Origin of the sequence: Roseovarius arcticus, from assembly GCF_006125015.1 — a bacterium.
Classification (GTDB): Bacteria; Pseudomonadota; Alphaproteobacteria; order Rhodobacterales; family Rhodobacteraceae; genus Roseovarius; species Roseovarius arcticus.
Map to the genome: position 1 here is coordinate 4,091,390 of NZ_SZZN01000001.1, position 10,485 is coordinate 4,101,874.

The following is a 10,485-nucleotide window of genomic DNA, read 5'->3' on the forward strand; positions in this document are numbered from 1 at the left end:
AAAAATGGACACAATATCAACTTTGGCAGGCGCCACGTCGGCTCCGTCAACCAGCACGGCTACGGCTGCGACGGCGCAGGCCGGGACGACGCTGAATTCGGACTTCGAAACATTTCTTAAAATGTTGACCGCGCAGATGCAAAACCAAGATCCCCTCAATCCGGTGGATTCGACCGAATTCGCATCACAGTTGGCGGCGTTTTCTACGGTGGAGCAGCAGGTGCGGACCAATGATCTTCTGACAGGGCTTGGCACGCAGCTAGGCATTTTGGGTATGGGTCAGTTGCAAGGCTGGGTGGGCATGAATGCCCGCGCCGAAATGCCGGTAGCATTTGATGGAAGCGCCGTTCCTTTGACATTGACGACGCAGCAAGGGACGGATCTGGCGCGGTTGGTAGTACGCGATGCCGCAGGCGGTATTGTGCAGGAACTTGATGTGCCCACCAGCGGGGGGGAGTTCAGTTGGTCAGGCCGCGACACCGCGGGAATCCTCCTTCCGGAGGGCACATACTCAATCTCCGTCGATTCGTTTCAAGGTGACGAACTGCTCGGAAGCAATCCGGTGACGGCGCAGGCGCGGATCGTTGAGGCGCGGCTTTCTGGCGGATCGACAGTGCTTGTCATGGCGGGAGGGCAGCAAGTCTCGGCAGCCAATATCCTGGGATTACGGAGCCCTGATTCCTGATCAGCGCAGGTGTTCATTCACGCTGTCTGAACGTGGAATAAAGGCGCATAAAAAGCGCCAGCTTGTGGCTGTTTTGCAACGTGAAAAGGGAGGCCTACTTGTATTATTATCAATATGTTAAGCTGATACTTCGTGGACATGCTGAAAATACCTTTTTGTAGGGCCGGACCTTACAAAAACAGTTCCACTGCGCAGGCGATTGTGCAATGAATTGGTTGAGTCTGTGTGGGAGCGGATACCTTAAGATTGTAAATGGAGTACATAATGAACAAGTTTTCGACTTTTGCGGCCGTCGCTGCACTCGCCATTGCCGCTGCAGCACCCGCTGTGGCACAGGACGTCAATCCTGATCCCTATGTCTCGTCGGCTGGTCCGGCAGTCTTCGGCGGACTGAGTGTAGGCCTCGTGGCCGCTGGTATCGCCGTCGCCATCATTGCTGTCGCTGCAGTCGAATCATCTGACGATACCTGATTATAGACTGTACCTTTGCGGTGCACATTGATCAGAAAGGCGGTCCTTGGGCCGCCTTTTTGCATTCAAACCCAACAGAATTTATATTTGGTACAATAGTGCCCGGCGTTCGGCGGAAAGGGCAGTCCGGCCCTCCCGGCCAGCCGCAGACTTAGCGCAGGGATTGAATTGTCAGGTATCCGTTCAGAGGGCTATGCCACTGGCGTGATTGGACGATGCGGCCATTCGGGGCAACCTGATAGCTATTTGTAAAGTCGCCGCCGTCGCCTTGACACGTTTCGCTAACGGCTGTGACGGGGGTGTCAATCTCGGCCAGTTGCAAGTGGGCAGCCGCTCCGATCCGTATGGTGCAGTTGCTGACTTCTACGCGCGTCAGGTCCTCGCCATCAAGATACCGCATGACGCGCCGCCCGGTGCCATTCTGGCGTCCTGAAACCAAGGCATGAACCGCGCTGATATCGGCTGACATCACATCATTGCCGAGGCCGCGAGTCGCGTTGATCATACCAGCCCGCAGGGTCACCGCGCGCCGATCCTGCGTTCCGTAGGTCGCGTTGCCATTGTTCAACTCGATCTGCTGCATCACGGCCACGACCTTGCGCTTTGGCAAAGACACGATGATCAACGGGGCATCCGTCGACGCCATTGCTGTGGCCGCTTGAGCAGCAACTTGCTGAGCAGTCGGGGGCGCGTTCTTGTCGTCGCCGTTAAAGACCGAGTTGGCCATTGATCTGATCGTTACCTGACGGTCTGGCGCATTCGAACAACTGGCCAACGCGGCAGCGCACGTCAGTCCAAAGGCTGCGCTGCGGCAAAGGGTACCTACGCTCATCTCCAGAACCTCCCCCAGGTCTTGGCCAGTGACGGCGCATGGGTTTCCTTGATTTTATCATAAAGACGCCCATCGACGTCCAGACGCGCACCGCCATCGCGCGACAGCGATTGCAAAACGGTGGTTGATTTCTGCAGCGTGGGCGAGCCGATCCCCCAAGCCAGCGGGATCTCGATACGGATACCTTTGTCGAACGATCCCTCGCCGAATGTGGCCGAGCTGACATCCGTTTTGGTCGCATATGCGCCCACGCTCCAGCCATTGGCAAAAACGCGGTCCAGCGCAATGGTCGCGCCGTAATCGCCCGCTAGATAACGCCCGACGTCCACCTGCCCGTGAAATCCGTAGCCGATATCGTAATAGGCCGACAGATGTCCGTTCCACTCGGGAATGGTGCCTCCGTTCGTCCGGCGCGAGCGTAGGCCAAGCTGCTGGTCGAAATCGCGCGGCTGCACGTAATTTAGCTCGGCCCCTAGGGCGAGGCGGCTATCCACGGGCTTCCAAAGCACTTCTGCCGAGGCGCCCGCATACATGCGTTCCAGATAGCCGACAGTGAACCGGCTATAGAAATCCTGAGCCGGGCGACCATATTTCGCCAAGGTCAAGTGATCCAGCGTCGGTGTATCGGTTTGTGAGTAGAGCGCCACGTTCGAGCGGACGCGCGGCAGGCCGGAGGCGCCGGGTAACGCAACGCTGTCCAGATCACCAAACACCTTTTGGGATATTGATCCGGAGGCGACCCAGCCCGGCGCAAAGTGATATTTTGCCCGCGCCTGCACTCCCGCATTGGCGCGGACCGGGTTATCCGGGTCGAACACGCTTAAGCGCAGGAAAGGCCCGATGCCATACTCAAAGCGTGAATAGGCATCCTCTGCCAGCACCACGCCGCTGGAATTGCGTAGTCCGTCGTCGATGTTGGTCGCGGTCAGCATGGCGGTGGCGGGTGCGTGTTCAAGCCTCTCAAGGTCTGAGCGGCGGAAGGTGGCAGAGCCGGCAGGCATTCCCTCGACCATCTGCGTGATAGTGAACACCTCAACCGAGGCGGGCAGGCTGCGCGTCATCGCCCGCGCGGTCCGGCCTAAGGCCTGCGGGCGCTGGCCATAGCGATTGTTGCGAATCTGCACGTGGGCGCGTGTGCCGTTCAGCTCCATGCCGTGCAGCGCGATCCCTTCACGTTCCAGCAGCGACGCAAGCGTGGTGCGCGCGCTGGTGGTGCGTGCGGTATCTGCCGTCCAGCCCAGATCGGCAGCAGCGCCCGCAGCGCGCGGCGAGACGGGCAGCGGCGCGCCCTCTAATCCACCCTTCATCGCGGGGCTGCGCGGGTTCAGCGATATGGTGACCGACGCGCCAATCTCTTCACCATAGAGCGAGTATGCGTTGAACCGCAGCGCCTCACTGAGCTCATAGCTGGCGGTGAAATTGACCGACGACTTGCGGTTCAATGCGCCATCGCGCACCTCGCGGTCATACCCATCCGAGGAGTACTCGATCCCAAAACTCAGCTTGTCCGTTGCGGCAAAGGATAGCCCGCCAAAGGCTGCGACATCGCCACGAAACCAGCGGTCATACGTCGGAATTCCGCCCTCACCCAGCAGCGATGTGGGCCGCGTGCCGGTACTGCCAAAGGCGCCGCTGCTACCCAGCCGTCCCCAGCCGATTCCACCCGTCACACGCAGTCGTTTGCCAATGGATTTCGTCGCGACTAAGTATTCGCCGCCATAAACGCCGGTGCCGATGAAATCCTGAAATCCGATGGCAATGGCGGGAACATATTGGCCTTCATTTAACAGGCGAAACCGCAAATCAAAGCTGCGATCATAGAGCGTGCTGAAGGTCGGCCGCCCCGGATCGGCGGCAAGGCCCCCGATACCTGAGTAGCGAAAGCTGGCCGACAGGCGCGGCAGAACCTGAAAGGTCAGCGTCGTGCGCGTCGTCATGTTGTTGCCGGTGCCGTAGAATGACACGGTCGTCGAAAGCTGGCTATCGGGCGCCATTTCGGCGGTCGGCATGTCGATCAGTCCGCCGGGTGTGCCATAGATATTCGTCTGCGTCGTGGTCAGATTAGCCGTTGCTGGATCGGGGGAGATGCTGGCGGTCAGATCACGGGCGTTCTGGCCGCCGACAGTTTGCGCGTGTGCGACCGAAGCACTGAGGGCGAGGGTGGCAAATACCGCGGCGATAGGATGTTTGCAGGTCACTTTGATCCCTCGTGCGGCGCATAATTTTTTCGGACACTACGCAGGGGTCCGAAAAAACAACAGGCCTTTTGCGCGGATCTAGCACACTTTTAACGCGAGCGTTGCGCGTGCGCCGGATGTCAGCCCAGATGACCGATCGCAATGGTAAGCACCGCGCCCAAAGCGATGCCGCCGACGCCCCAAAGGGCCAGATCGCGACGTCTGAGTGGTGGTATTTCGGCCGGAGGTGGCGCTGCGCTGCGCATAATAGCAGTTTCCACCAACTGGGGAAGGCGCGGACCAAAGCGCGCCAGAACGGCCAGCGTTTTGCCGAGGCTCTGGGCGACGGCGCGCGGGCCCAACGCTTGGCGGATGTAGTCCTCAACCACAGGTTTTGCGACTTGCCAGATGTTGATCTGTGGGTTCAGCGAGCGCGCGACGCCCTCCACCACGACCATGGTCCGTTGCAAAAGGATCAGCTCGGTCCGCGTTTCCATGCCGAACCGTTCCGTGACCTCAAACAGATAGCTTAAAAGGCTACCCATACTGATACGACTGGCGTCCATGCCGAAAATCGGCTCGCCTACTGCGCGCAGCGCGCGAGCAAACTCATCCACATCGCGGTCGGGCGGCACGTAGCCGGCCTCAAAATGTACCTCGGCGACGCGTTGATAATCTCGCTTGATAAAGCCATAGAGAATCTCGGCATAGACGCGCCTCGTATACTCATCGATATGGCCCATGATGCCGAAATCGTAGATGATGATATTGGCGTTCGGCGCAACCTTAAGGTTTCCTTGATGCATGTCGGCGTGGAAGTAGCCGTCGCGCAACGCGTGGTTGAGAAAGAGTTGCAACACTCTGTCGCCCAGCAGAATTCGGTCATGGCCAGCGGCATCGATGGCATCATTATCGCCCAGCGGCACGCCGTCTGCCCACTCCATCGTCATCACGCGGCGACTTGACAGATCCCACTTGATGCTGGGCAGTTGGACACCTTCGTCGCCTTTGATGTTGGCCTCGAATTCCGAAGCCGATGATGCCTCTAGCCGCAGATCCAGCTCACCCATGACGACGCCCTCGAAATGGGCGATCACTTCCGTCGGATGCAGGCGGCGGGACGACGGTGACAGCAGTTCAATTATGCTTGCGGCAAAGTAAAATGCGTCGATATCCACACGAAACGCGCGTTCGATGCCGGGGCGCAATACCTTGATCGCGACCGCCTCGCCGGTATCCTTAAGGCGCGCTTTATGGACCTGCGCAATGGACGCGGCAGCGACTGCTGGACTGAAGTCGTCGAACATCGCCTCTACCGGCGCGCCGAGTTCGGCCTCGATGCTGGCCTTGGCATCCGCGATGGGGAACGGGGGCAGTTTGTCTTGCAACACGCGCATCTGCGCGGCTAATTCGCCGCCCACCAGATCGGGGCGCGTCGACAGGATTTGGCCGAACTTGATATAGGCGGGGCCCAGAGCCGTCAGTGCGCGGGTTGCGGGCGGCATCGCCGGGTCGCCCTTGGCGCCCAGCCATTTGAACGGCCAAGCAATGAAGCGCAGCGTGCCTCGCACCAGTGGCGGCGCATCCAGCGCATCCATGACGACCGCCATAGCGCCAGTACGTTCCAGTGTAGCGCCGGTGCGTATCAGGCGGATAATGTTGTGCGGCCCGCGCATGGCTCTACAGCTTCCAGCCAGAGTGGAGGCACGCAATCCCCATGCTCAAGTTGCGGTACTTGGCATTACCGAATCCGGCCTTTTTCACCATGCCTAGGAACGTCTCCTGATCGGGAAACTGGCGAATGGATTCGACGAGGTATTGATAGCTGTCACGATCCCCAGCAACAGCCTGACCCATTCGCGGAATGACGTTGAAGCTGTAGAGGTCATAGGCCTTTTGCATCATCTCGTTTGGGATCTGGCTGAATTCCAGCACCATCAGGCGCCCGCCGGGGCGCAGCACGCGGTAGGCTTCGTTCAGCGCCTCTTGCGGGCGCGTCACATTCCGAATGCCAAAGCTAATCGTGTAGACGTCAAAGGAGTTATCCTCGAACGGCAGCGCCATCGCGTCGCCCACAACCCAGTCAAGGCTTGCTGCCATGGCGTCCGCCTCTGCGCGCTTGCGACCCTCGATCAGCATCGGCTCGGTCAAGTCTAGCACTGTGGCGTGGCCGCTGCCCGCACGTTTTAGAAAACGGAATGCAATATCGCCAGTCCCGCCCGCTACATCCAGCAGTTGCTGACCAGGGCGCGGCGCCAGCCAATCCATCATCGCATCCTTCCAGACACGGTGGATGCCGAGGCTCATCACATCGTTCATTACATCGTATTTACTGGCGACCGAGCCAAAGACACCGCGCACGCGGCCTGCCTTTTCATTCTCGGGAATGTCCTGAAATCCGAAATGGGTGGTGTTTTCGCTCATCGCTCTTGCCTTGCGTCGGTTCAGTCCCTTGTTATAGGGCGCAAGGCCACAGACACAATGCGGCGCTTTTGTAAGAGGCCAAGTCATGCCCGAATTACCCGAAGTTGAAACAGTGCGGCGCGGCCTTGCCCCTGTGATGGAGGGTGCCGTCATTGCGCGCGCCGATGTGAATAGGCCAAACCTGCGCTGGCCCTTCCCACCGGACATGGCCGCGCGGCTAACGGGACAGCGCATTCTGCGCCTGCGGCGCCGGTCGAAATATATCTTGGCGGATCTGGAGTCTGGCGAGACTTTGTTGATCCATCTCGGCATGTCGGGCCGGATGCTGATCTCGGGCGATGCTCTGGGCCAGTTTGTGCACGACCACCCCGCGCCTGAAAAGCACGATCACGTCGTCTTTCACATGCACAATGGTGCGCGCATTACCTTTAACGATCCCCGCCGATTTGGCGCGATGGATGTGTTTTCCACGATTGGCGCCGACGATCACGCCCTGCTGGCTAAGCTGGGGCCAGAGCCGCTGGGCAACCATTTTGACGAGGCATATTTTGCCGCCGCGCTGGATGGTAAGAATACGCCGATCAAGTCAGCCCTGCTGGACCAGCGCATCGTGGCGGGACTTGGCAATATATATGTGTGCGAGGCGCTGTTTCGCGCGGGCATATCGCCGCGAAAGCGGGCGGGCAATCTAAGCGCGCGCCGCGCCGGCAGCCTGGTGCCTATCATTCGCACTGTATTGATGGATGCGATCGAGGCCGGGGGATCGTCCTTGCGTGATTTCAAGCAGACGGACGGCGAGTTGGGATACTTTCAGCACCGCTTTGATGTCTATGGCCGAGAAGGGCAGCCGTGTCGCCGTGTGGGATGTCGCGGGACTGTGGGGCGCGTCGTGCAATCGGGGCGTTCCAGCTTCTATTGCGGTGGGTGCCAGCGCTAGATGCGACTACCTGCGCGGCGCGCGAGGGCAAAGATGGGTTGATCCGCACCGCCGGGGTGGTAAGAATGCTCGTCTGACAGAACCAAGCGAAAGCATTTTTTATGGCCTATGAGACGATCATCGTCGAAGTAGATGACCACATCGCGGAAATCACCCTCAACCGCCCGGATGCCCTTAATGCGCTGAACGAACAGTTGCTGGGCGAACTGGTCACTGCTCTGCAGGAAGCGCAAGGCAACGACAAAGTGCGCTGCATCATCCTGACCGGATCGGACAAGGCATTTGCCGCTGGTGCCGACGTCAAGATGATGGCGGGAAAAACGTTCGTCGAGATGTTCTCGGAGGATTTCTTTGGCGCGCAGCACGACGCGATTACCCGCATCCGCAAGCCAATCATCGCCGCCGTTTCAGGCTATGCGCTGGGCGGTGGGTGCGAATTGGCGATGATGTGCGATTTCATCATTGCGTCTGATACCGCTAAATTTGGCCAGCCTGAGATCAATCTGGGAATCATGGCGGGCCTTGGTGGATCGCAGCGCCTTACCCGTTTTATTGGCAAAGCCAAGGCGATGGACATGAACCTGACGGGCCGCTTTATGGATGCGGACGAGGCCGAGCGGGCAGGGCTGGTCAGTCGCGTCGTCCCGGTCAAGAAATTGGCTGAGGAAGCTAGGGCCGCCGCTGGAAAGATCGCTGAGAAGTCGATGATCTCGGTTGTGGCCGTCAAAGAGGCAGTCAACCGCAGCTATGAGACGACGCTGAGCGAGGGTCTTTTGTTCGAACGGCGCGTGTTTCACTCACTATTCGCAACCGAGGATCAGGCCGAGGGCATGGCCGCGTTCATGGAAAAGCGGCAGGCGCAGTTCCGCGACAAGTAATCCTGCCAAGCTACGCTGGACTGAATTACGCCGGGCGCAAAAGCCTGCCGCGCCGGTCGGTGACACAAACGCGCGCAGCAAGCATCGCGTCCTGTGCCGCAACGGCGATGCCTAACACCTGCATCTCATCGCGTGTCTCGGACGCACCTTTGCCGCCGATTAGATAGCTTTCGCTCAGTAGTCCATCGCCCCAGATCACCTCGTGTCGATCAAAGGCGAGGTGGTAGTAGGTCACACCAATAGCGGTGTGATTTGGCCTGATAGACGCGTCGTTTGCTAGCTTGTGGGCGGGCACCAGTACTTCGTCTTCACCGAAAAACAGCATGGCGCGCCAGTCGGAAATTAGTATCCTGTGCTGCGGCGAAAGCGCGGTATCGCGGTAGGGCAGGCCCGGTCCGAAGGCATCGCGCATGATGCGGATTGGTCGAAACTCAGGATGGCTCGCCAGTACCGCAGCCGGCAGATAAGTGCGACCGATCCAGCGGATCTGCTGCGCACCGTGATCTGCGGTCTTCACTAGATCACCCGCCGACAGTGTCTCGATCTGGACCGCGCCGGATGGTGTGTCGATCTGTGTGCCGGCAGTAAAGCAGGGCGGAGTGGCAAGCGCTGCGACCGGACGGCTGGAACCCTCGGACGTGCTGATCACGGTCAAGGGCACACCTTGCGGAGGAAAGCCGCCGACGCCGCCGACGAAGGCGAGCCCCTCGACCGTGGCGTACGCCGGCCCGCCGCCGCCTTCGTTAATGTTAAAACCGATCAGTTGATATTCTGTGCCGCTGGGATCGCGCACGGTCACTTGATATTCCGCCTCTACTACGCGGCCCTGGGCATAGGATTGCCCGTCAAATGTCTGCGCTGTCTGAAGGGTTTGCGAGGTGTCGTTGTCCTCGAAATTGGCATCGTCATCATTGATGCTTACGGGGGTCCACGCGTTCGAGTTCAATGTAATGGTGCGGCCCGCCAAGTGGCTGCCGTCACCTTGAGTGACACCAGACAACTGGCTGCCGCCTGAGACGGTGATCTTAGATTGCCCAAGGGCGTATATCGTTTGTACCGGCATCGCGCGCATCCACCTTATAACAGGTCCACCTGAGTAGCGTGCAATTCGGGCATAAATACGTTGCTGGTACGTCGCACGCCGGCGTTGCGCTGGGTGCTTGCATTCCTGCCGCATCCGCCTTAGTGACCACGGTCATACATGCGCGCGATGCCCGCTCAGGCAAGAATCACTTTGGACCTGTCCAAAGTCCCGGTCTGGCGTTGGCGCGCTTTCATATTCGATACCGAACCAGATTAAGGAAACGATTCTCATGGCAAATACGCCACAGTCAAAAAAACGCGCACGTCAGAACGAGACCCGCATGGCCGTCAACAAGACACGCCGTTCGCGCATCCGTACCTACCTTCGCAAGGTTGAAGAAGCGATCGCCTCGGGCGATCAGGAGGCCGCAGCAGCAGCGCTGCGCGTCGCCCAGCCCGAGCTGATGCGCGGCGTGTCGCGTGGCATTTTTCACAAGAATACCGCCTCGCGCAAGATGTCGCGCCTGTCCAGCCGTGTTAAGTCGCTGGGCAAAGCCTGAATTAACCCTAGGGGCGCTTAAGCGCCTGACTATTAACTATAAAAAGGCGTCCTTTCTGGGGCGCCTTTTGCTTTTTGCACCGAGATTTGCGCCCGTGAGATTCTTTTCCCGCAAAATCAGAGTCAAGGCATAAGATCGGTTGCCGCACCGCGTGCCACCTTGCTAACTTAGTCCTACGATTCACGCTTGGGGGGACAGGCTGATTCCGTTGGCGGGCCTTTGGGGGGTCATGCCGCAAGGGAGTCATTTCGGGCAAAGCCCGGCATGTCCAAATAAAGCATACCGACGATCATCGTGGGGTGGCAGGCCGCTGGGCCCGCCGTTTCACGAGTTTCGTTTAGCGCCATCATCCACCCGTTCGGGTTGGGTGCGTCTGACGGATATCATCCGGCGGGACGCTATAGGTATGATTTCTGACTGTGGATCGCACCGATTGTGCGAGGTCTGAGGCGATCTTGTGCGGAATTGAAACGTTAAGAGCCGCGGAAGCAGGAACGC

Annotated in this window: 10 protein-coding genes; 5 read left to right on the forward strand and 5 right to left on the reverse strand. The window is 59.2% G+C overall.

Features of this window, described 5'->3' with window-relative positions:
* The first annotated feature begins 4 nt into the window (after window positions 1-4).
* Window positions 5-685: a flagellar hook capping FlgD N-terminal domain-containing protein gene (locus tag MK6180000_RS19575; RefSeq protein ID WP_138936263.1), complete on the forward strand. Its 681-nt coding sequence runs from the start codon at window positions 5-7 to the stop codon at window positions 683-685.
* Window positions 686-949: 264 nt separating this feature from the next.
* A complete protein-coding gene (locus MK6180000_RS19580) occupies window positions 950-1,156 on the forward strand; it encodes a hypothetical protein (RefSeq protein ID WP_138936264.1) in 207 nt (68 codons plus the stop codon).
* A 151-nt stretch (window positions 1,157-1,307) separates the two neighbouring features.
* Here MK6180000_RS19580 and MK6180000_RS19585 read toward each other — a convergent pair whose 3' ends face one another.
* The 4 genes from MK6180000_RS19585 to ubiE all read right to left on the reverse strand — a co-directional run bounded on the left by MK6180000_RS19585 (window position 1,308) and on the right by ubiE (window position 6,589).
* Window positions 1,308-1,988: a YjbF family lipoprotein gene (locus tag MK6180000_RS19585; RefSeq protein ID WP_138936265.1), complete on the reverse strand. Its 681-nt coding sequence runs from the start codon at window positions 1,986-1,988 to the stop codon at window positions 1,308-1,310.
* The gene (locus MK6180000_RS19590; RefSeq protein ID WP_246040582.1) at window positions 1,985-4,186 is read right to left on the reverse strand and encodes a YjbH domain-containing protein; all 2,202 of its coding nucleotides are present in this window, start codon (window positions 4,184-4,186) and stop codon (window positions 1,985-1,987) included. Before MK6180000_RS19590 ends, MK6180000_RS19585 begins: the two co-directional genes overlap by 4 nt.
* Before the next feature lie 119 nt (window positions 4,187-4,305).
* The gene (ubiB, locus tag MK6180000_RS19595) at window positions 4,306-5,841 is read right to left on the reverse strand and encodes a 2-polyprenylphenol 6-hydroxylase (RefSeq protein WP_138936266.1); all 1,536 of its coding nucleotides are present in this window, start codon (window positions 5,839-5,841) and stop codon (window positions 4,306-4,308) included.
* Window positions 5,842-5,845: 4 nt separating this feature from the next.
* Window positions 5,846-6,589 (reverse strand): bifunctional demethylmenaquinone methyltransferase/2-methoxy-6-polyprenyl-1,4-benzoquinol methylase UbiE, encoded by a 744-nt coding sequence (ubiE, locus tag MK6180000_RS19600; RefSeq protein WP_138936267.1) that lies wholly within the window; start codon window positions 6,587-6,589, stop codon window positions 5,846-5,848.
* A gap of 85 nt (window positions 6,590-6,674) precedes the next feature.
* On the opposite strand from ubiE, the gene mutM reads away from it, so the two are divergent.
* A complete protein-coding gene (gene mutM, locus MK6180000_RS19605) occupies window positions 6,675-7,526 on the forward strand; it encodes a bifunctional DNA-formamidopyrimidine glycosylase/DNA-(apurinic or apyrimidinic site) lyase (protein WP_138936268.1) in 852 nt (283 codons plus the stop codon).
* 101 nt (window positions 7,527-7,627) lie between these two features.
* Window positions 7,628-8,404 carry an enoyl-CoA hydratase gene (locus MK6180000_RS19610; RefSeq protein ID WP_138936269.1) on the forward strand — a complete coding sequence of 259 codons (777 nt, stop codon included), beginning with the start codon at window positions 7,628-7,630 and terminating at the stop codon, window positions 8,402-8,404.
* A gap of 25 nt (window positions 8,405-8,429) precedes the next feature.
* Here MK6180000_RS19610 and MK6180000_RS19615 read toward each other — a convergent pair whose 3' ends face one another.
* Window positions 8,430-9,467, reverse strand: a complete 1,038-nt coding sequence (locus tag MK6180000_RS19615; protein WP_212751931.1) for a Hint domain-containing protein — start codon at window positions 9,465-9,467, stop codon at window positions 8,430-8,432.
* A gap of 250 nt (window positions 9,468-9,717) precedes the next feature.
* On the opposite strand from MK6180000_RS19615, the gene rpsT reads away from it, so the two are divergent.
* Window positions 9,718-9,987, forward strand: a complete 270-nt coding sequence (rpsT, locus tag MK6180000_RS19620; RefSeq protein ID WP_138936271.1) for a 30S ribosomal protein S20 — start codon at window positions 9,718-9,720, stop codon at window positions 9,985-9,987.
* The last annotated feature ends 498 nt before the right edge of the window (window positions 9,988-10,485 follow it).